Source organism: Gemmatimonadota bacterium, assembly GCA_016712265.1.
GTDB lineage: Bacteria > Gemmatimonadota > Gemmatimonadetes > Gemmatimonadales > Gemmatimonadaceae > RBC101.
The window spans coordinates 353,875-374,193 of sequence record JADJRJ010000031.1; the positions used below are offsets into that span (position 1 = coordinate 353,875).

15 protein-coding genes are annotated in these 20,319 nt (G+C 67.6%); 5 read left to right on the plus strand and 10 right to left on the minus strand.

Annotated elements, in window-relative coordinates; genetic code table 11:
- Positions 1 to 16: 16 nt before the first annotated feature.
- Positions 17 to 2,251 (minus strand): carbohydrate binding family 9 domain-containing protein, encoded by a 2,235-nt coding sequence (locus tag IPK85_22555; protein ID MBK8250145.1) that lies wholly within the window; start codon positions 2,249 to 2,251, stop codon positions 17 to 19.
- Positions 2,252 to 2,383: 132 nt separating this feature from the next.
- Here IPK85_22555 and IPK85_22560 point away from each other — a divergent pair, with 132 nt between their 5' ends.
- Entirely contained in the window at positions 2,384 to 3,535 is a 1,152-nt protein-coding gene (locus IPK85_22560; GenBank protein ID MBK8250146.1) for a hypothetical protein, read from the plus strand.
- Here the strand turns inward: IPK85_22560 and IPK85_22565 are convergent.
- From IPK85_22565 to IPK85_22575, 3 genes are read right to left on the minus strand one after another with little or no spacing between them, the layout of a single operon-like run.
- Positions 3,532 to 4,203: a hypothetical protein gene (locus IPK85_22565; GenBank protein ID MBK8250147.1), complete on the minus strand. Its 672-nt coding sequence runs from the start codon at positions 4,201 to 4,203 to the stop codon at positions 3,532 to 3,534. The two genes, IPK85_22560 and IPK85_22565, sit on opposite strands and share 4 nt — an antisense overlap.
- A gap of 2 nt (positions 4,204 to 4,205) precedes the next feature.
- Positions 4,206 to 4,499, minus strand: coding sequence for a hypothetical protein (locus IPK85_22570; GenBank protein ID MBK8250148.1), 294 nt, complete (start codon positions 4,497 to 4,499; stop codon positions 4,206 to 4,208).
- Positions 4,496 to 5,068, minus strand: a complete 573-nt coding sequence (locus IPK85_22575) for a PepSY domain-containing protein (GenBank protein ID MBK8250149.1) — start codon at positions 5,066 to 5,068, stop codon at positions 4,496 to 4,498. The genes IPK85_22570 and IPK85_22575 overlap by 4 nt, the downstream gene beginning before the upstream one ends.
- Before the next feature lie 209 nt (positions 5,069 to 5,277).
- Between IPK85_22575 and IPK85_22580 the strand changes: the two genes are divergently transcribed.
- Positions 5,278 to 6,432, plus strand: coding sequence for a PQQ-dependent sugar dehydrogenase (locus IPK85_22580; protein MBK8250150.1), 1,155 nt, complete (start codon positions 5,278 to 5,280; stop codon positions 6,430 to 6,432).
- A gap of 12 nt (positions 6,433 to 6,444) precedes the next feature.
- Here the strand turns inward: IPK85_22580 and IPK85_22585 are convergent, their stop codons facing one another.
- The 3 genes from IPK85_22585 to IPK85_22595 all read right to left on the minus strand — a co-directional run bounded on the left by IPK85_22585 (position 6,445) and on the right by IPK85_22595 (position 11,655).
- Positions 6,445 to 9,078: a serine/threonine-protein kinase gene (locus IPK85_22585; protein MBK8250151.1), complete on the minus strand. Its 2,634-nt coding sequence runs from the start codon at positions 9,076 to 9,078 to the stop codon at positions 6,445 to 6,447.
- Between the two features lie 120 nt (positions 9,079 to 9,198).
- Positions 9,199 to 10,449 carry an aminotransferase class V-fold PLP-dependent enzyme gene (locus tag IPK85_22590; protein ID MBK8250152.1) on the minus strand — a complete coding sequence of 417 codons (1,251 nt, stop codon included), beginning with the start codon at positions 10,447 to 10,449 and terminating at the stop codon, positions 9,199 to 9,201.
- A 66-nt stretch (positions 10,450 to 10,515) separates the two neighbouring features.
- Positions 10,516 to 11,655: an NAD-dependent epimerase/dehydratase family protein gene (locus IPK85_22595; GenBank protein MBK8250153.1), complete on the minus strand. Its 1,140-nt coding sequence runs from the start codon at positions 11,653 to 11,655 to the stop codon at positions 10,516 to 10,518.
- Positions 11,656 to 11,828: 173 nt separating this feature from the next.
- On the opposite strand from IPK85_22595, the gene dacB reads away from it, so the two are divergent.
- The gene (gene dacB / locus IPK85_22600; GenBank protein ID MBK8250154.1) at positions 11,829 to 13,361 is read left to right on the plus strand and encodes a D-alanyl-D-alanine carboxypeptidase/D-alanyl-D-alanine-endopeptidase; all 1,533 of its coding nucleotides are present in this window, start codon (positions 11,829 to 11,831) and stop codon (positions 13,359 to 13,361) included.
- Between the two features lie 51 nt (positions 13,362 to 13,412).
- Here the strand turns inward: dacB and IPK85_22605 are convergent, their stop codons facing one another.
- The 3 genes from IPK85_22605 to IPK85_22615 all read right to left on the minus strand — a co-directional run bounded on the left by IPK85_22605 (position 13,413) and on the right by IPK85_22615 (position 18,337).
- Positions 13,413 to 14,423 (minus strand): sulfite exporter TauE/SafE family protein, encoded by a 1,011-nt coding sequence (locus IPK85_22605; protein MBK8250155.1) that lies wholly within the window; start codon positions 14,421 to 14,423, stop codon positions 13,413 to 13,415.
- A gap of 498 nt (positions 14,424 to 14,921) precedes the next feature.
- Positions 14,922 to 16,742 (minus strand): amidohydrolase family protein, encoded by a 1,821-nt coding sequence (locus IPK85_22610; protein ID MBK8250156.1) that lies wholly within the window; start codon positions 16,740 to 16,742, stop codon positions 14,922 to 14,924.
- Between the two features lie 122 nt (positions 16,743 to 16,864).
- Positions 16,865 to 18,337, minus strand: a complete 1,473-nt coding sequence (locus IPK85_22615) for an amidohydrolase family protein (GenBank protein MBK8250157.1) — start codon at positions 18,335 to 18,337, stop codon at positions 16,865 to 16,867.
- Between the two features lie 183 nt (positions 18,338 to 18,520).
- Here IPK85_22615 and IPK85_22620 point away from each other — a divergent pair, with 183 nt between their 5' ends.
- Both IPK85_22620 and IPK85_22625 read left to right on the plus strand, forming a co-directional pair.
- Positions 18,521 to 19,969: a beta-lactamase family protein gene (locus tag IPK85_22620; GenBank protein MBK8250158.1), complete on the plus strand. Its 1,449-nt coding sequence runs from the start codon at positions 18,521 to 18,523 to the stop codon at positions 19,967 to 19,969.
- A complete protein-coding gene (locus IPK85_22625) occupies positions 19,963 to 20,214 on the plus strand; it encodes a hypothetical protein (protein MBK8250159.1) in 252 nt (83 codons plus the stop codon). The genes IPK85_22620 and IPK85_22625 overlap by 7 nt, the downstream gene beginning before the upstream one ends.
- The last annotated feature ends 105 nt before the right edge of the window (positions 20,215 to 20,319 follow it).

A 20,319-nucleotide genomic window follows, 5' to 3' on the forward strand; every position in this document is an offset into this window, starting at 1 on the left:
GAAGCCCTGACCGGCGTCAGAGGCGCGCGAGGTAGGTCACCTTCAGGCGCATCGCCCGGTTGCGCGGATCCCATGTGGAGGTCTCGGATCCGCGCTCTTCGTTGAGCACGATGAAGATGTCGCTTCCCGGGCGGTGGATGATGTTGAGCCGCAGGTTGGCCGACACGTTCTTCGCGAGCGAGTTGTACTGCACCAGCGAATTCAGGGCGATGCGGGTGGTGAAGGTGTACGCGGCGCGCAGCGAGACGAGGTGGACGTCGAAGCCGCCGTTGGGCAGTTCCGCCTGACTGTAGGTGTACCCGGTCCGCAGGGACAGGTGTTTGCCCGGCGTCGCGGTGATCCCCCCGCGCACGTTGTGGATCGTCCCGCCAAAGGTGTTCTGCAGGTCGATGTTGACGTCGCCGATGACCGGGCGCGCCCGGCCGCTGCTCAGGAAGATTGAGCGCGATTCATAGAGGTAATCGCCTGCCGGAACGTCCACCCGATCCGTGAGCGTGAACGGGGTGACGATGCGGTTGCGGCCCCTCGTATAGAACAGCCCGATCCCGTCCTCGGTGTTCCAGATCGGGCGCACGCCGACCGTGACCGAGTAGTCCAGCCGCTGCCAGTCCATGTCGGCCACGTGATCGGTCCACAACAGCGTATTCACCCGACGCAGGTTCATGAACGATGACGGGCGCCACGTCGCGCGCGAATTGCTCTGGCTCCGACGAATGTTGGTGCGCGTCACGAACCCCGCCGCGGGATTTGCCTCGTCGCCAACGACGAGATGGGAGGCGGAAAACCCGAAAAGGTTGGTCTGGTAGTCGGTGCCAAGTCTCCAGGCGATGTCGTCGCCACCTGCGCCCTGCGTGGCGGTGGATGCCACAAAGCCCTGAAGGTTGAGCGCACCCTTTGGCCACCACGAGAAGTCGGCGCCGCTCGCCGTGTTCCACGTTGAATCACTCCGACGGTCAACCACCATCGCGCCGATGTAATTCGCACTGCCGAAGTCGCGCTTGACCCGCCCGACATTGAACAGGGTCGCGGGTTCGCCGTACTTCGCGCCGTTCACCGCCGTGAGGAGGCCGATGGTCTGGTTGCCGACGCGACCGCTGAGTCGGCCCCCACCGATCATGGGGACTTCGCCAAAACTCGGGTTGATCCCGATGTTGCGTGAGAAGAAGAGCTGGAAGGGCGGTGGCTCAAAGGTGCCACGCGCCCCAAAGTCGAAAATGCCCGAGTTCTCGAGGAAGAAGTCGCGCTTCTCGGGAAAGAACAGGTTGAACCGCGTGAGGTTCACCTGCTGGTCGTCCACCTCGACCTGCGCAAAGTCGGTGTTGTACGTCAGGTCGAGGACGAGTCCGGGGCGCACCTCGCTCTTGAGTTCCACACCCACGTCGCCGAGTCCCTTGTTGGTGAGGACCCCATCTGGTCGCGTGCGATCGTGGCCGGCGAGGACGTAAGGCCGGATGTCGGCGTTACGCCCGGGCTCGCGCAATCCCTCCAGCCCCTCGAGGTGCCCGGCACGGCTCACCCGGGCGAACCCTTCATTGTTGCGTGACCAGCTCGTCCAGAGCACTTCCTCGTTCTTGCGGCGAATCACGCGATAGGCGTTGAACCCCCAGGTGGCCGGGTTGGCCGGGTACCGCAACGTGCGAAAAGGAATCGCAAACTCGGCGGACCATCCCTCGCGCACCCGCTTGGCCGCCACGTACCAGACCCCACGCCAGTCCACGTTGAACGTGCGCCCCTCGTCGGTGATCAGCGCGTCGAATTCGGCGCCATTCGGGTTCGTGGCGAAGACGAAGGCGTTGCGGTGGTCATGGAATGGATCGAGGAGGATGGCAATGCCGTCGTCTCCACCAAACCGTGGCTTGCCGTCGAACTCGGGCTCCATGACCTTGTCGCGCGCGAGGATCCGGGCGACGATCGCGTCCGGGTCACGATCGCGCGCGAAGACGCCGACGTACATGGTGTTGGCGTCGTACAGGATGCGGATCTCGGTGGCCTCCGTGGCGGGAACGCCTTCCAGCGGCTCGCGCTGCTTGAAGTCCGCGATCACCGGGGCAGCCTGCCACTCGGGCTCGGTGAGGAGCCCGTCGACCTTCATCGCCGCGGGCCGGTCGCTGGGGAGCTTGTGGGCGCGGAGCGTGTCGGACGCAACGGCGGCGACCGCGGGCTGGGCGGCCACCGGCGTGATCCCAGCGCCGATCGCCCATGCCACGCCACAGGTCAGGAGCGCCCTGGGTGGCGCGACGCAGGAAAACACGTTGATCAGGCGGAAATGGGGGACTGGGTCTGCTCCGAACGATGAAATGGTGTCACAGGCTGGGGCAAGGTGAGGGACTTGCGCATTCCCCAATCTCGGCGAACCTTGGACCATCGTGACACGGAGGGACGCATGCCGTATCGTGCCGTTCATTGGGTCACCCTGCTGCTCCCTGCGTTTACGCTTGGGGCCCAGCGGCTGCCGATCACTGCGCTGCCACCCGCGAACGCATCTTTTCCGCAGAGTTTCAGTGACCTGACCGGACTCCGCGAACTGCGCGATCGACGCCTCCTGGTGGTGGATCAGCGCGAGTTGACCGTCCTGCTCCTCGACATGGTGACCGGCCGCGCGGAGCCCATTGGGCGGCGCGGTCCGGGGCCCGGGGAATATCAATGGCCGACCAACCTCCACGCGCTCCCCGGCGATTCGAGCGCGCTGCAGGACAACGCCGCGCGACTGCTGTTGATCATTGGTCCCGATGGTCGCACGGGGGACAGGCTCGACGCGCGCGAGCAGGGGACCGATGCGGGAGCGGCCTTGCGGCTCGGGGCACGCTTCTTTGATGATCGCGCGCGCCGGTATACGCAGGCGCAACCCATTCGATTCAACGCGGACGGGACACGCAGCGTGACCGACAGCGTGGCGCTTGAGCGCTGGAGCTCGGGGGGCGTGAGGCGGGATACGATCGGCTATCTGCCATTGGAGACGGACCCAAGTCGTCGCGTGATGGCGTCGGGGGGCGTCGTCTCCACGCCCCGGACGGAGGCGTTTCGCACGGCCGCGCAGTGGGCCGTCGCGAACGATGGGAGAGTCTACATCGTTCACCCATCTCCGTATCGGGTCGATGTCATCCATCCGGATGGTCGGCGGGTGACGGGGGCTCCGGTGGCGTATGAGCGGATCCGGGTCACCGAGCAGCACAAGACGGCGTTCATGACGGAGGTGAATCGCCCGCGCATGGTGATGCGCCGTACCCGGGATGGCCAAACCAGCATCGGGCTGGGCACGATGGGACCGAGCACCGAGACCTGGTCGTATCCGGAGTTCTTGCCTCCCTTTCTCTATGGTGCAGCACGCACCGCGAGTGATGGAACCCTATGGGTCCTTCGCACGTCGCCGGTCGAGGCTCCGCACCAGTACGACGTGTTCGAGAACGATCGCCTCGTCCGACGGGTCTCGCTCCCCGCCCGCGCACGCCTCGTCGGGTTTGGAGCGAACGCCGTCTATCTCGTGGTCCTCGACGAGGACGACCTGCAGACACTCCAGCGCCACAACCTGCGCTAGCGCTGGGGCGAGACGGTGAATCCCTTGAACGCCGTCACCACGTCGCGCTTGGCCCAGAGGCCAACGCGCCCCTGCACCGGTGCCTCGAGCGCGAAGCGGGCGTCGAGTTCCGTGTGGCCGGTGACCGAGGCGAGGACGTCGCGCCCCTGCACGCGCACCACCAGTTCATGCCATTGGTTGAGGGGCAGCTGCTTGAGCCCCGTGCCCTTCGCCAGCACCGCGCGATCCCCGTCGCGAAACGCCCAGAGGGCGAGGTTGCCGTCCTTGGTGTTGTAGCGGACGTAGCGGTACTCGCCCGTTGGACCGAGGCCGAAGACGATCCCGCCGCTGCGGTCGTCGCTGCCGGAGATGAGCCGGAACTGCACCCGCAGCGTGCCCTCGCCAAAACTCCGCGTCTCACGATCTACCGCGAGCGGGAAGGCCGTCGGTGAGGTGGTGTTCGCCAAAAAGGCGGAAGTGGCGTCGCCAAACAGGGCCTTCCCCGCGGCCGTCAACGCCGCGCGATCGACGGCGCCGTTCCACCGTGCCCCGTCGACCACGATCGCGGCCGGGTCGCCGTCAAACACGCTCCACTGGCCAATCACGCCCTGCAGCGGTGTGCGGGCCGGCTGAGCGGGGAGCACCGAGGCGCAGGCCAGAGCGCCGAGGACGACGGTACGCCAGGACATGATCAGGACTCCGGTGAGGATCGCAAGGCGCCGAGGAACGCGCCCGCCAGGGGGAACACCACGAGACTCCAAAGACCCAGTGCACCCCTGACGGTGTCGGCGGGGAGCCACCCGGTGGGGGGGCTGAGGCTGGCATAGAGGGCGAGGAGGGCCGCGGCGACGTGGCCGTACACGGCGCCCCAGAAGGCGCGCTGCCGCGCGGGCGATTCGCGCTTGATCCGGTGACCGACGACCAGAAGCGCGATGGGAACGCCGAACAGACCAACGAGGAGCAGCAGTTGGTGGATGACGCTCATGTCTCTCTCCCTGGGCGATGACGGATCAGGCGAGGGGCGAGCCAGAGCCAGTAGCCCGTGACCAGGGTGACCATCAGGGCAATCGCCCCGGCGTCCGAGAGGAGGATGAAGCCGTCACCGAAGATCTCCCCGGAGTGCAGCTTCTCGAGGAAGACATCATTCCGGGCGCCGATGTGGAGCACACGCCCGGTCGCGAGGTCGACGGTCGCTTCGGTGTTGTCGCGGTCACGAAAACGAACCTTCACGAATCCATTGCGAGGGCGCACGTCCATTCGGTCGATCACGGCGGGGTCGACGGCAGCTCCCGGGGTCCAGCCTCCACGCGCATCGACAGGTACGGCGTGTAGCGCGGAAAGGGCCAGGGAATCGACCGAGACGGCGGCCCGCAGCGGGGCCTCCGTCTGGTGCTCCACCTCGGGCATGAGGCCCAGGCCGCGCTTGTGATTGAGCAGGACCCCCGTGATGGAAATCGATGCGAGCGTCAGCGTGGCTACGACCCCCAGCCACAGGTGGAGGTAGAAGGCGGTCCGCGTCCAGCGACGGCGGGGTGCGGGTTCGGTAGGTGGCATCCAGGCGGGGCGGGGTGGAGCTGCGGCCCGGACGGTAGCACTGGGACACCGGGTTCGGGAGACACAACGACCAATCGCCCGATCCTGGGGGATACTGGGACTCGTCTCAGGGCGGGCGTGGGGCCCCCTTCTAATCCGAACCGAGACGCCCGTTTCGCCGCGGGCACAGATCCCCCAAGTTTCCCCGGTCACCATTGACGGAAGCATTCATGCTCGCTCGTGCACTCTTCGTTGGCCTTGCCCTCCTTCCGGGGGCGCTCCACGGCCAGGGCCAGGTCTTCAAGTCCGCCCTCCATGATTACCGGCTCACCACGGTCGCCGACGGCCTCGTGAACCCCTGGTCGATGGCGTTCCTGCCCAATGGAGACATGCTGGTCACCGAGCGGCCGGGGCGCCTCCGGCTGGTACGCGGCGGCAAGCTCGTTGAGCAGCCGATCAGCGGAACCCCCAAGGTCGCCGCCCGTGGGCAGGGCGGCCTGCTGGAAGTGGCGCTGCATCCTGCCTTCGCCTCCAACCGGTATGTCTACCTGAGCTACTCCAAGGCGCTCGCCGACACCGGGACGCTCACGACCACCGCCATTGGTCGCGGTCGCCTGGAGGGGGACAAGCTGGTCGACTTCACCGACATCTTCGTGGCGGAGACGCGCGGTACAAGCGGACATTTCGGGTCGCGGCTCGCCTTCGATCGCGCGGGGTTCCTGTTCATCACGGTCGGCGATCGCATGGCGCCGCCGTCGGGCAACCTCGAGGCGCATCCGGCACAGGACCTGTCGAACCACCACGGCAAGGTGATCCGGCTCCATGATGATGGCCGGGTGCCGAGCGACAATCCGTTTGTAGGTCGGGCCGGCGCGCGCGGTGAGATCTGGAGCTACGGGCACCGGAACATGCAGGCGCTGGTGATCCACCCGGTGACGGGCGACGTCTGGATCACCGAGCACGGCCCCCAGGGCGGCGATGAACTCAACCTGATCAAGAAGGGGGCCAACTACGGATGGCCGGTGATCGGTTTCGGTGTGAACTACGGCTCCGGATCAGCGATCCACGGCGGGACGCGCAAGGACGGGATGGAAAACGCCGTCCACGTCTGGGTGCCATCCATCGGGGTCTCGGGGATGACCTACTACACTGGCGACAAGTTCCCCGAGTGGAAGGGGAACCTGTTGGCCGGCGGGATGTCAGGCGAGCAACTCGGGCGCTTCTCCATGAACGGGCAAACGGCGGAGTTGGCCGAGACGATCGTTCGCCGGCAAGGACGCATCCGGGATGTGCGGACGGGTCCGGACGGCTACGTCTACCTCGCCATCGAAGATCGGAGTGGCAAGCCGACGCCGATCATGCGACTGGAGCCGGTCAAGCGCTGAACGCGTCGCGCGTCAGTCGCTGGTGATCGCGCGGCGGGCGATGGTCGCGCGGGAGCGGACGAGGGCCGCCACGTTGACCAGAACGTCAATGTGTGCGGCCTCGGCACCCGTCCGGAGGAAGACAAAGCTCCCGTTGGTCGCTGCGTCGTAGGCGGAGAGCCCGGCGCGGTCGTAGGTGTCCGCAAACAATGACGTGCGCCGAGTGACCGTGGGGACGGCCCCTGGCGCCAGCACCGTCTCGACGAGATGCGTCGAATCGCGATAGAACAAGGTGTTGCCCGGCGGTCCCCAGTGTGGCTGCTCGCCCCCGTGCTCGGAGATCCGGACCACCGGCCCCGCGGTCATCGACGGTCGCACGAAGACCTGGGTGACGCCGTCTTCTGCCGCCGTGTAGGCCACCCGCGCGCCGCTCGGCGACACACTCGCGGACCGTTCGCCTTCCTCGGAGTGGTAGTGCCCCAAGCCGCCCGTGGCCAGGTCAATGGCCACCAGGTCGGGGCGCGCCCGAGGCGCGAGGATCACGCCGCGCAGCGAGTCGCCGGTCGCGGTGAACGCATGCAGGCGGATCATGCCCCGGCCGCTGAACACCGTGCGTGCGCTGTCCGGGCGATCGAGTCGCTGCGCCACCACGTGGCTCTCGCCCTCGTCACCACTGCGGACCCAGGCGAGCGTCCGTCCGTCTGGGCTGAAGACCGGGGATTGGTTCCGGCCGCTCCGGGTGATGCGCCGCGCGCCGCCGGCCAACCCGAAGACCTGGATGTCGCTGGTCCCGTCGGCGTTGATCACTTCGGCGGCGATGTCGCCGTTGACTGGTGAGGCAACCGGGGTCCCATAGTCGCGAAGTGCCCCGGTGACCGCGCGGGCGGTTCCGGCGCGGTCCACGACGACGATATCCGAGGCGCGTGGTGCCGCCTCGAGGAAGGCGAAGACCCCGGAGTGCGACGCGGCGAATGCCTGGCGCCGCGGGCCGCGGGTCGCCGTCGTCATCGTGACCACGGCGAGCGGGGTACCCTCCGGCTGCCAGTCGGCATTCAGGGTGACCGCGTGGACGGTGCCGTCCTCGGAGCCGAAGAACAGGTATCCGCTAACAAACTGCGGCGTGCTTCCCTTCAGGTCGCCCAGGGGTCGCTCGCGAGCGCCCACCCGGCCGATCATGAGGGTGGCAGGTGTCCCCTGGGGTCCACGGCGACGCTCGAACAGGAAGTGCTCGCCGTCGGGGAGGAACGAGACGGCGGTGTCGTGGGACCCCGAGTCCGGCGAGGTCAGACGTTGGGGCGCGCCGCCGGCAAGGGAGATCGCCCAGAGTCCCGCGTCGCGCGGGCCGGCGTAGGCCACCAACCCGCGGCTCCCCCAACTGGGGGCGTCGGACATCGGGCGCATGTCGGCCTCGCCGATGGTGGCGACTGTGCCACCGCCGCTCGGCATGGTCCGGATGCGCCCCTCCGAGACAAAACCGATACTGCTCCCATCGGGTGAGAGAAAGAGCGACTGGGCCGTGCTCAGGCCGGGGACTTCGGCCATGTCGTCGTCACCCAGGCGGCGGAGCCAGACGCGCCGTGAGCCGGTGGAGCCTTCGCCGATCAGCATGCGTCGTCCATCGGCCGACAGAGCCAGCTCGACGAAGTCGGAGCGCAGCCCGTTTGGTGGGGCGACGGAGAAACGGACGAGGGGCGGGAGCTCGGGCGTTGGGGGAGGCTTGAGGGCGAGCCACGCGGCCGCGAGGCTCGCGATGCCGGCCACGCCCCAACCCAGCCACGACACACGGGTGGTGCGAGGGGCGACGGCTCGCGGTCCCGATGTGGTGACCGGGTGGGCTTCACCTGCCTTGAGCGCGTCACCGAGGGCTCGCGCCGTCGGGTACCGGTCGGCAGGGAGCTTGGCCAGGGCGCGAAGCACGGTATCCTCGAGCCAGGGCGGAATGGTGTGCCGCTGCTCGGTGAGGCTACGGGGGCGCTCCGTGAGGACGCGCGAGATCACCTGCTGCACATTCGCCCCGGTGTGCGGGGGCTCGCCGATGAGCATCTCGTACAACACGGCCGCGAGCGAGTAGACGTCGCTGCGCGCGTCCACGACCCGGTCCCCACTCGCCTGCTCGGGGGACATGTACGCCGGCGTGCCTAACGACAACCCGGTCTGCGTGATCCGCGCCCCGCCGGCGTTGGAAACGGCGAGGGCGATGCCGAAGTCGCTCACCAAAGGCTCGCCGTCCTGCATCAGGATGTTCTCGGGCTTCAGGTCCCGGTGCACCACCTGGTGGCGGTGGGCGTAGTCGAGGGCGCTGGCGACGGCGCTGGCGATGCGCACCGACTCGGCGATCGACAGTTGTTGGTCACGCTCGAGCCGCTGCCGCAGGGATTCGCCGGCGACGAACGGCATCACATAGAAGAGGAGCCCCTGGGCCTCACCTGAGTCGAACAGGGGCAGGAGGTGCGGGTGTTGCAGGTTGGCCGTGACCCGGATCTCGGCCAGGAATCGTTCGACCCCGAGGACGGCCCCGAGTTCGGGCTTGAGGACCTTGAGGGCGACCTGTCGGTCGTGGCGGAGGTCGCGGGCGAGGTAGACCGTGGCCATTCCGCCCACCCCGATCTCCCGCTCGATCGAGTAGCGATCGGCGAGCGACTCCTGGAGGGTCTGGCGGACGTCCATGGTGGTGAGTGGGTGGCGACCAGCGACTGTTAATAGAGCGCGCGTTGGGACTCGCCGGCAGGTCCCACGAACCTGACCCGTGCGTCGGCCGAGACCCTACGAGGCGTCAGGGTCGGAGCCTCAGGTGAGCGCATCGAGCAGGCGATCGACGTCCGCCATGTCGTTGAACACCGACGGTGCGATGCGCACCCAGTAATCCGCGACCCGCACGCTGACCCGCGCCGCGTCGAGCTTGCGGCCCACCTCGCGCGTGTCCTTCACGGCAAACGTCACGATCGGTGAGGTGCTGTCGAGTGGTGTCTGGGGGATCCAGCCCAGGCGCGGCAGTTCGGCCTGCAGCTTGCGCAGCAGGGGTTGGCGATGCGCCTGGATGTTGGCGACACCGAGCTGTTCCAGGTACGGTACCGACACCGCGAGGGCTGCCGCCACGGAGAGGGCCGTGGTTCCCAGCTGGACATGGCTGGCCGCATCAGCTCCCGGCGTGTAGGTCACCGGCGTCGGGTACTGCGGGTCGAGCGGCGACAAGTGGATCGCCGCGTCTGGCGCCGAGTTGTAGGACCAGTGCGGCCGGCCGAGCACGCGCTCGATCAGCGATTCGCGCACGTAGAAGAAGGCGAGCCCGAAGTCACCCATCATCCACTTGTAGGTGGCCGTCGCGCCAAAGTCGAGCCCGGTCGCCCGGACGTCCAATGGTACCGCGCCGACCCCCTGGATGAGGTCCGCGTACACGTAGGCCCCATGCGCATGCGCGAGGTCGCAGACCTGCTTCAGGTCGTGCTGGAACCCATTGTACATCGAGACGAACGACACCTCGACCAGCTTCGTCTTGCGGTCCACGAGGCGCTCGAGGTCGCGGAGGTCCACCGCGCCGTTCTTCGACTTCGCGACGCGGATGTCGGCGCCGCGTGTCTTCAACTCCATCAGGTGAATGAGCGCGCCCTCGAAGTGGAGGTCGTCGGTGACGATGTTGCCGTCAAACGGGCGGTTGAGCCCCAGCGCCTCGATGACCAGGTTCTCGCCACTGCTCGTGTTCTGGATCCACGCGATCTCGCTCGGTTTCGCGTTGATCAACCGCGCGAAGGCGCCGCGCGCATCCGGGAGCGGCGCCGGCGCCGGGAACCCCAGGGAGCCGCGGCGCTGGACGGCGGCGCGATACGCCTCCGCGGCCGCGATGGGCATGGGATGCGTATAGGCACCATTGATGTAGGTGTAGCCCTCGGCAATGGCGAAGTCCTGCTTACGTGGGATCCCGGGGACGAGGGGGCCCGTCGCTCGTGGTTGCGCCGTCTGTCCTCCGGCGGACGTTCCCATCGCCGCGGACACCGCGGTGGCCCCAAGCCCGGAAAGCAGCTCCCTGCGGGTCAGTTCCATCGACATCTCCTCGATTGCGTCAGGGCGGGCGGCGGCGTACCGGCCGTGCCCGCGGGTACGACCGCGTCAGCGCGACCGCTGCTTCCACGCCGCGAGCACCTCGGCCTCGCGGGCCCGCGTGATTCCCGCCGCGCGCTTCTCACGCTCCGCCGCCGGCCGGGCCTTGTCCCACGCAATCAGGTCCATCGCCGTCGTCGCCAGCGGGCGATAGGTGAGCCCGGCGGCCACGGCGCGAGCCACACTGACGTACATCAGGGGATCACCGGGTGCCCACGCCGGGATGTCGCTCCAGATGCGCAGCTTCTGCTCAGCCAGGAACGACTCAGGCACCCAGGTAAAGCTGACCGCCGACGTGGTGGAGGCACGGCACCCGGCGAGCATCTCGGCGAACGTCATCCGCGTGGCCGGACCGGTTCCGTTGAACGCGCCGGTCACGCGTCCCTCGGCCAGGCGCACCGACCACTCCATCAGGTCGCGCTGGTCGATCACTTGCGACGAATGGTTGGGGTTTCCGGGCGCCATCACTTCGCCGCCCGCATCCACCCGCATCACCCAGTAGGTCCAGCGATCCGTCGGGTCGCCGGGCCCGACGATCAGGCCCGGCCGCACGATCGTGTTGCGGCCGGGGAACGCGGTGTTGACGATGTCTTCGGAGAGCGCCTTGGTGAGCCCGTAGGGGGCGACGTCGCCGTCCTTCCAGTTGGCCGGGGGCGTAAAGCGCTGGTAGTCCTCCATGACCGGGGTCATCCGCACGTCGCCCGCACTCGCGTACGACATGTCGGCGGTGCGATAGGCCGAGATGGACGAGATGAACAAGTAGTGATCGGTGGAGTCCTTGAGGGCGCGCGTGCTGCGCTGGACCCAGCGATAGTCGCGGGCGTTGTTGTCGAGGACAGCGTCCCACTTTCGACGCGACAGGACGCTGAGGTCGCCTTCGCGGTCGGCAATGAGGTGCTCGACGCCATCGACCTTCGTCGCGCTGCGTCCGCGGGTCAGGATGGTGACTTCGTGGCCGCGCTCGAGCGCGTACTTGACCGTGTGCGGCCCGATGAAGCCGGTGCCGCCGAGGATGAGGAGCTTTTGTGCCCGCGTCGGTGCGGCGGTCGGCCGGGGTGACGTGGCGGCTGCGGTCGCGGCACGTGGGCCCAGAGCCATCGCGGCGCTCGCAAGGGTGGCACGTTGGACGAAGTCGCGGCGGGACGACATGAGTGGGCCTATTGGCGGGAGACGCTCCAACTTGGGCCTCGATCGAACTCGCCGCCACCGGTCACGCCTCCCTCATCAGCGGTCGGGGCCAGTCGGGGACCACGTTTGACGCTGGACGGCGCGGTGGGCATCTTCGCCGTGCCTCACGCGTCGACCACTCTTTCGCACTGCCCATGCCCCGCCGCCTCACGGTCCTGTCCCTGTGGTCCCTGGCGTCCGCCGCCGCTGCCATCGCCCAACCTGCTCCCCACGCGCGCATCCAGGAGGTGATGAACCGCCCGGAGTTCACCCACGCGCATTGGGGGATGGAGTTCTACGACATCGCCAGCGGCAAGGTGTTGATGTCGCACAATGGCGATCGTCTCTTTGTCCCGGGGTCCACCACGAAGGTGGTGACGATGGCGACGGCGATGCAGACGTTAGGCGCGGACCATCGGTTCCGGACGCGCGTGTATCGCACCGGGCCAGTGCGCAACGGGATCGTCCAGGGCGACCTCGTGCTCGTGGCCTCCGGGGATCCGAATATCTCCCACCGGGTGCGCGAGGGTGATCGGTATGCCTTCATCGACCAGGACCATTCGTATGGCGGCCAGCCCCTGCCTGGTGATCCGTTGCAGACGCTCCGCCAGATGGCGCAGCAGGTCGCGGCAAAGGGGATCCGCGGGGTCACCGGCCAGGTGATCGTGGACGCGTCCCTCTTTCGCGAGGGAGCGCGCGAATTGGGCACGCGCGTGGTGTTGTCACCGATGGTCGTGAACGACAACGTGATCGACCTCGTGGTGACGCCTGGGCGGCGCGCAGGAGAGCCGGCGACCGTGACGGTCTCTCCGAAGACGTCGTTGCTGACGGTGCAGGCCTATCTCACGACGACCGACTCGGGGACAGCGCCGGCGGTGCGGACGGTGGAAGACAGCAGCAACAAGGACCGCCGCTACCTGGTGATCACCGGCTCCGTTCCCGTAGGGCCGCCGAGCAATCCGCGCTGGGTCGTTCCCTCGCCGTCGCGTTTTGGCGAAATCACCTTCACCGAGGTGCTAAACGAGGCGGGCGTCGCGGCGATCCCGCGCCTGGGGGCGCGCATGGTCGACGCGTCCGTACTTGCCGCTCGTTATGCAGATTCGCTGCTGGTGGCCGAGCATGTGTCGCTCCCACTGTCGAAGGAGGCGGTCGTGCTGCTCAAGACATCGCAGAACCTGCATGCCAGCAACTTCCCGTTGGTGCTGGGTGCGCTGAAGGGTGGGGCGTCCCGCAATGGGTTCGACATTGCGCGGGAATGGCTGGTCAGCGAGGGGCTTGACCTGAACGGGGCGGTGCAGGGCGATGGGGCCGGCGGCGACGCCTATTTTGCGCCCCGCTTTATGTCGCGGCTGCTGGCGAAGGTGTGGACCAAGCCGTGGGCGCAGGAGTTCAAGGCGGCGATGCCAACGCTCGGCAAGGACGGCACCCTCGCGGCGATCCAGGTGAACAGCCCGGGGGCAGGGAAGGTGTTTGCCAAGACGGGGACCTATGGCTCGTACGATCCCCTGAATCGGCGACAGCTCATCCACGGCAAGGGTCTGGCCGGGTACTTCACTTCAAGAGGCGGGCGGGAGATTGCCTTTGCGATCTACGTGAACAACCTGTCCGTGGCACAAGGCGATCCGGCGATCGTGGCGGGGCAGGCGTTAGGCGAGATCGCGTCGATCGCGTGGGAGGTGGTGAAGTAACCGCGGCATGACGGACTTCGGGAGCCGCCCGCGCCCGCCGGTCACCCGCGCCTAGGCATGGAGCAGGCTTCGCTCATGCTCGCCCGCATCCGGACGCAGGCGGCGTCCGTACGCATACATGAAGTGGAATACGACGTTCAATGCGAGTACCGCGCCAACGGTCACCCCGAGGATCTCGGGGGTCGGGTCGATGCGCGATAACGTCCACACCAGTTGCAGCACGCAGAGGGCGGAGACAAAGACCAGGGTCGGGCCGCGCCGCACCTTGGACACCACCCACGCTCCAAGGGGCGCGCCAAAGAGCACGATCGGCGATGCGGCGAGCCAGTTGCCAACGACCTCCGCCTCCACCGCACCATCCCACACGGTCAACCCCGTCCCGAGGAGTGAGTTCCAGGCCATGAGGATCACGCTTGTGGCGATGGCCGGCTTCAGGTCGGAACGGAAAATCAGGACAAGCACGGTGTAGACGACCATGTCCACGCCGACCCCGGTGAGCCCTGAAGCGACTCCCCCGATCAGCCCGCCCACCAGGCCGAAGCGCATGTCCGCCTGCGGGCCGAGGGTCGGCGCGTGATGGTGCGAGAGCAGCTGTTTCAGCTTCACCAGGGTGACAATGCCGAAGCCGCCCCAGATGCATGCAAAGGCCAGTTTGACAACGGTCCCGGAGAGCTGCGGGAAGATCACATAATGGGTGATCACCATCGAGATCGCGGACCCAACCATGGCCCAGGGGATGACGGTTCGGGCGATGGGCATCCGCGCGCACAGGATGAAGATCGACGCGCTGGTCATCCCGATGGACTGGATGAAGAAGCTGAACTGCCGACCAAAATCCGCCGGTTGGTCAAACAGCAGCACCAGCACGGGGAATCCCACCGTCCCCCCACCCATCGGGGTAGAGCCGGCGACATACGATCCCAGCGCCATGGCCACCGAGATCGGCCAGTGATCGGCGACACGACCCCACCAGCCGTTCCCGATCACCAGGAAGAGCCAGGTGCCGAGGAACCCGGCAACCCAGACCAACCACAACCACAGATGCGTCTGGTGATTTGCCACGTGGATGGCGGAATGACGCGGTGACGGGCGGACCATGCAAGCGAAAGTTGGTTGGAGTTTGGTGCGTTTCGTCAGCACCTGACGTGCGTGGCCGCCACACCGCCCCGGGAACCTGGACGTCCTGTGGTGCGAAGAAGTCAGAATGTCCGGAGTGACAATCCAAACAGCGCCATGGGCCGGCCACCCCGCGGCGGGATGCGAATCAGTTGGGGCTGCGGCGGCCGCGGAGAAAGTCTCGTGCTCGTATGCCGGATGCTGAACAGTGGTGCGAAGGTGAGGTGCCGGTCCGGCCGGCGCCGATCGGAAGCCGGTATGACCCCTTGAGCAAGGCGTGGGCCATGGCCGCCCACGGTCACGCGGAGTCGTCCGACGCCGCTTCGTCACGCCAGACGTCAGGTGGCCGGTGACGCTGGGTCTGGTGAAAAGAGGGCCCTACTGGGCCGGCCCAAACAGGCGCGGCGCCGGAATACGTCCGGGAGGGCTGGCAGTGGACCGAGCTCAGCGCGCCACGCCGGCCTCCCGGAGTAGGGCGAGGACCCTGGGGTTGTTGAGGCGCCGTGCGGTGGCCACCGGCGCGACTCCGCGTGCGGGGATCGACACGTCAGCCTTCGCCATCAGCAGGACCGCCAGAGCGTCCACCGCGCCGCCCTCGATCGCGTGGTGCACGGGGGTGAATCCCGTGTTGTTTGGCAGGTTGATGTTCGCCCCGCGTGCCAGCAGGACGCGCACGGCCGCCGCGTGATTGCCCCCGGCCGCGTAGTTGAGCGGGCGCCGATTGCCGACAAAGTCGATCGAGTCGATGCGCGCCCCGTTCGCGAGTGCGCGCACGATGGCCGCGGTGTCGCCGGAGACCGACGCGATCCAGAGTGCGTTCTGTGCGTCGATCTTGATGGTCGACTCCACGCTCGCCAGCATGGAATCGAGCGCCGCGCGTTCGAATACGCGTCCCCCGCGGATGACAGTCCGGATCCTGCGCGTGTTGGTGATGTCGGCGAGCGGGTTGGCGTCCAGGAGCACCAGGTCCGCGGCGCGCCCGGCCTGCACGCTCCCAAATTCCGCCGTGCGGCCCAGGAAGGTTGCACCGCTCAGCGTCGCGGCTCGCAGGGCTTCGGCCGGCGAGAGCCCGGCCTTCACCAGTTCGCCAAGTTCGTCGTGCACACTCGCCCCGGGGATGACGAAGGAATCGCCGGCATCCGTGCCGAGCATGATGGGGACGCCGGCGCGGTGTGCCGCGGCGGTGAGGGTGAGGCCCTTCTGGTAGAAGTCCATGAACCCCTTGCGCCCCGCTGGTGAGGGATCCGCGGCGACCATGCCATTGGCATCGGTGTACCATCCCATTTGCTGGCGCACCGGGATGAAGCGCATGCGCGGATCCGCGCGGAACATCCCGTCATCCGCAAACGCATCCATCTTCCGCGTCACGTGGGTCGGCGTGATGTACGTACCGTTCTTCGCAAACGTGCGAAACACCTCGGCGCAGGTCGTAGGGGAGTACTCGTCCACCATGCGCTGGCGGATGACCGTGTGGTGTGCCGTCTGCAGGCGCTGGCGCATCGAGTCCGCCCCAGGCCAGCAGTTGAGGAGGAAGATGCGGGAGTGCTCGATGCTGCGCTGTCCGGCGTTGGACAGCTCGATAGCACTCATCGGCGCCGGTTCGTGGCCGGCGAACGGGATGCCGAGGCGTCGGGCTTCGTCCGTAAGGCCAACGTACCCTTCGCGCGGGATGCCGTTGTAGATCTTGATGAAGTCGTAGCCGAGGTCCTTGATGCGGCGGGCCAGCTGGCGTCCTTCCTCCTCCGTGCGTGTCTTGTAGTACGCGGGCATGGCGTCGGGGACGCCCGCGGCCCCGTTCACGCTCCAACTGCCGACAGCCAGGACGCGCGGTCCCACCAGGGTGCCGTTGGCGATCTGCGCTTGTACCTCGCGGTAACGCGCCAAAGCGCCAGTCAGCATCGGGGTATTCATGACGCGAATGCCTGTCACCCCATGTGCGGTGAAGAGCGGCAACTGCTGACGGACCGGGTCGAGCTGGAAGAACAGGTGGGCGTGCATGTCCCACAGCCCCGGGATCACGAAGCGCCCACGGCCGTCAAGAACTCGTGCGCTCCCGGGGACGGCCACTCGTCCGCTGGGGACCACGTCGACGATGCGGTCGCCTTTCAGGAGCACGTCGCGGTTCACGATCGTGCGGCCGGCGACGACGTCCACCACGGTGGTGCCCCGCACGACGAGGTCGGCGTCGCTGCTGCTCGCTGGGGGGACGGATGCGCACGCGCCGGCTGCGAGGGAAAGTGCCAGGACAACCGCGGGACGGGACATGGGCCGTGGACCGATGGGGGATTGAGGAGGTACGGCGCGCGCGCGCAGCAGGATTCGAGATCCCGAATCGGTCGCCGTGCTGCCCGAAGCTTCGCCCCTGGTCGCGTTGTCGGAACAGCCGGTCAGGGCGCGCTGGGACTCCTCGTGGCGGATCGCACCGCGCGACCAGGCCGCGCCGTCTCCACCAGGCGGCCATCCCGAACCACGAAGGTCCCGTTCACAAGCACGTGCGGGATCCCCTCGGACGTGAGCATCGGTTCGGCAAAGGTCGAGCGGTCGCGCACGGTCGCGGCGTCGAACATCGTGAGGTCGGCGAAGGCGCCCGGCGCAATCCGGCCGCGTTTCGCCATGTCGGGGACGAATGACTCGAGCCGGCGCGCGGGAAGGATGGTCATCTTCGCAAGGGCGTCCATCAGCGGGAGCGCCCTTCGGTCGCGCACATAGTGACCGAGGATCCGTGCGTAGGTGCCGGCGCCGCGCGGATGTCCGGTTCCATTGATGAACGGCACGCCATCGCTCGCAACGATCACGCCGGGATGCGTGATGGCCCGGTCGACGTTCTCCTCCTTCATCATGTGGATGACCACCCATCCCCCCTGCTTGCGGTACCGCGCAAAACTCTCGGCCGTGAGTCGCTCCCCGGTTAGCGGCCAGGCGATGTCGCCGTAGTCGACCCGCAGGTTGGCCTGCCATCCCGGGTTGAACATGGCGGACTCGAGTCGCGTTGAACCCGCGGTGTAGGGGTACGCTTCGGTCGTGACGTCGAGACCGGCGGCACGGGCCGAGTCGAGGAGGGCAAGGGAGAGCGGCAGGTCGCCTAACGATGAGCTGTTCACGTGGACCACGTGCAGTGGTGCCCCGACCTTCGTCGCGATCTCCACTACCTCGCGAATCGGCGCGACGCCAAAGGCGCGGGTGTGCACGAAGGCGGGGACGCGGTGCCGGGCGGCGACGGCAAAGAGGCGCTCGATCTCCTCGCGGGTCGCACCCGGGGAATAGTTGATCCCGAAGCCGAGTCCCAGCCCGCCTTCGGCGAGGCCCTGCGTGAGCACGGCCTCGAGCTGCGTGAGTTGTTCTGGCGAGGCGGGTTGATTGGCGCCAGCCGGCTGAGGGCCGAGTGCGACGATCGGCGCGGGGTTGGTGGACCCGTGCCCGATGGCCACGCCGGGGTGGAAAACACCAAATCGCGCCGGGCGATGTCCGGCGGATGCCCCGAAGTTGAGCGGCGCCTTGCCTTCCATGGACTGGTACCACGAGGCCACGGGTGATGCACCCGCTTCCATGTCGAGGGCCGTGGTGACGCCGTCGCGCGCCTGCACCTGCATGTCGCCGGTGGTCTGGCCATGCGCGTGGAGGTCGATGAACCCCGGGGCGACGACGAGCCCGGTGCCGTCCACGGTGTCGCGCCCGGTCAGTGGCGCGTCGGAGATGACGCTGATTGTGTCGCCGATGATCCCGATGTGGCGCACCGCGTCGGTGGATGTCGCCGGGTCCATCACCCGTCCGCCCGCGACGACGAGGTCGTAGGTCACGGGTTCCGTGCAGCCGGCCAGGGCGAAGGCCGCGACGATGGCGAGTTGTTGGCTTCGGGTCATGGGCTGCTTGCCGGTGGCCGGTCGTTGGTCGTCGAGGTGTGATCCGGAGTGTTGTCACCTCGGGGCGGCCCGGAAACAGCGCGCTCTACTTGCTCCTTTCGCCGGGTAGCCGGAAGTTGGCGAATATCGCGACGTCGCACGGGTGCCAACAGAGGGCGCCGTACGTCGCCCACCTCACCTCCCATGCGCCGGTCCTTCCACCTGCCGTTCCTGGCCCTGATTGGCGCCGCCACCGGTTGCGCGGGAGGAACGCCAGCCGATGCGCCGGACGGTCGGGCGGTCGAGCGAGCGGATTCCCTGATGATGGCTTTCGTAGATGGGGAGGGGCCCGGCTGCGCCCTCGCGGTGGCCCACGGGGGGGGCATACGTTACGAACGCGGGTATGGAATGGCCGTCCTCGAGCACGCGATCCGCATCGATGAACGGACGACCTTCGATATCGGGTCGGTGGGCAAGCAATTCACGGCCGCCGCGGTGCTTCGGCTGGCGGCGGACAAGCGGCTCTCGCTCGAGGATTCCCTCGCGCGATGGATCCCCGGCCTCGCGCCCGCATTGAGGGCGGTGCGCGTCAGGGACCTGCTCCACCACACCAGCGGGGTCCGGGACTACGGAGCCCTGGGTATGATGGCGGGAACGCACCCGCGGAGCATGCCGGCCTTCCTTGCCCTGATGCGGCGCCAGCGCGGACTCAACTTTGGTGTTGGCTCGCGGCATGACTACAGCCACAGTGACTATACCCTTCTTGCAGCCGTCGTCGAGGCCGCCGTCGGGATGTCGTATGGACGCTGGATGGAGGACTCGCTGTTCGCTCCCGCCGGGATGCACCGGACGCGGGTGCTGGACGCCGCCGGCGAGCCGGTGGTGGGTCAGGCGTTGGCGTACGAGCGGGATGGTACCGGCCTGCGGACACGTTTCCCGGGCAGCATGCTGGTGGGCGGCGACAATACCTATACGAGTGCAGCGGACCTCTTGCGATGGGACTTGGCGCTCGACGGGGGAAGGGTGGTCCCGGGTGCGATCGCCGTCACGCTGCGCGCTCCCTTGCACTGGACCTTCCGCACGTGGCCCCGTACGCGTACGGTCGCTGGTCGACCCGGCACCGCGGGCACCGGATGCTCTACCGCAACGGGGGAGGTGGGTTTTCGACGAGCCACCTGTACTTCCCGGATGCTGGGGTCGGCGTTGCCCTGCTGTGTAACGGGGCGAACATGCATCCGTTCGAGGTCGCGCGCGCCATCGCGGACGGCTTCCTCCCGGCCGGCACGGTCGTCGCGGATTCGGCCGCGGACATCGTCGAGATCCCGACGGGGGAAGTCACTCGCCTGGTTGGCCGCTACCGCTCCTGGCCGTTGTCGTGGGATCCATTTCGGTTCGTCACCCATGCGGGGCACCTGTACGAGTTGTGGGGTTCCGATTCGACGCAGCTCATGCGTCGACGCGATGGGCGATGGCAGGGCGACGGCGCGATCTACACGTTTTCCGGCGATTCGCTCGGCCGCGCTGTCACGATCATCATGGAGCGGGACGAGGGGTACGAGGTGGGAAGTCGGATCAGTGATTCGGTTCCACCGGCCCCCCGTGGGCCGGAGCTCGCGCGTTATGTGGGTGCGTGGTTCAGCGACGAGTTGCTGACGCGGTGGAACACGGTCGTTCGAGGCGATACGCTGTGGCTGGAGCGTCCCGGGGAGGAGATGGCACCGATGGAGTTTCTCGGAGGCGGCACATTCCGCGCCCCAGTCTTGAACGGTGCCGGGTTTCCGACGTGGGTCGAGGTAGCGTTTTCCGATGGCGATGGTCGCCCTGCACGGCTGGTTGTTGGCACACGCCCAGCTGACTTCGAGCTGTCGCTCGGCGTGGTGTTCGAGCGCCTCCCGTGACCGGGAGGGACAGGGTACGGCGTTGCCGACACCCGTCGAGTGGCCGCGGCCTACTCGACCACCCGTGGCAACGCCCTAGTTTTCCTCACTTCTCCGAACCAACGG

Bases quoted from the DNA above. Each gene is read 5' to 3' on its own strand.
- IPK85_22560 (MBK8250146.1), top strand. From the start codon at position 2,384: ATGCCGTATCGTGCCGTTCATTGGGTCACCCTGCTGCTCCCTGCGTTT.
- IPK85_22565 (MBK8250147.1), bottom strand. From the start codon at position 4,203: ATGTCCTGGCGTACCGTCGTCCTCGGCGCTCTGGCCTGCGCCTCGGTG.
- IPK85_22570 (MBK8250148.1), bottom strand. From the start codon at position 4,499: ATGAGCGTCATCCACCAACTGCTGCTCCTCGTTGGTCTGTTCGGCGTT.
- IPK85_22575 (MBK8250149.1), bottom strand. From the start codon at position 5,068: ATGCCACCTACCGAACCCGCACCCCGCCGTCGCTGGACGCGGACCGCC.
- IPK85_22580 (MBK8250150.1), top strand. From the start codon at position 5,278: ATGCTCGCTCGTGCACTCTTCGTTGGCCTTGCCCTCCTTCCGGGGGCG.
- IPK85_22585 (MBK8250151.1), bottom strand. From the start codon at position 9,078: ATGGACGTCCGCCAGACCCTCCAGGAGTCGCTCGCCGATCGCTACTCG.
- IPK85_22590 (MBK8250152.1), bottom strand. From the start codon at position 10,449: ATGGAACTGACCCGCAGGGAGCTGCTTTCCGGGCTTGGGGCCACCGCG.
- IPK85_22595 (MBK8250153.1), bottom strand. From the start codon at position 11,655: ATGTCGTCCCGCCGCGACTTCGTCCAACGTGCCACCCTTGCGAGCGCC.
- dacB (MBK8250154.1), top strand. From the start codon at position 11,829: ATGCCCCGCCGCCTCACGGTCCTGTCCCTGTGGTCCCTGGCGTCCGCC.
- IPK85_22610 (MBK8250156.1), bottom strand. From the start codon at position 16,742: ATGTCCCGTCCCGCGGTTGTCCTGGCACTTTCCCTCGCAGCCGGCGCG.
- IPK85_22615 (MBK8250157.1), bottom strand. From the start codon at position 18,337: ATGACCCGAAGCCAACAACTCGCCATCGTCGCGGCCTTCGCCCTGGCC.
- IPK85_22620 (MBK8250158.1), top strand. From the start codon at position 18,521: ATGCGCCGGTCCTTCCACCTGCCGTTCCTGGCCCTGATTGGCGCCGCC.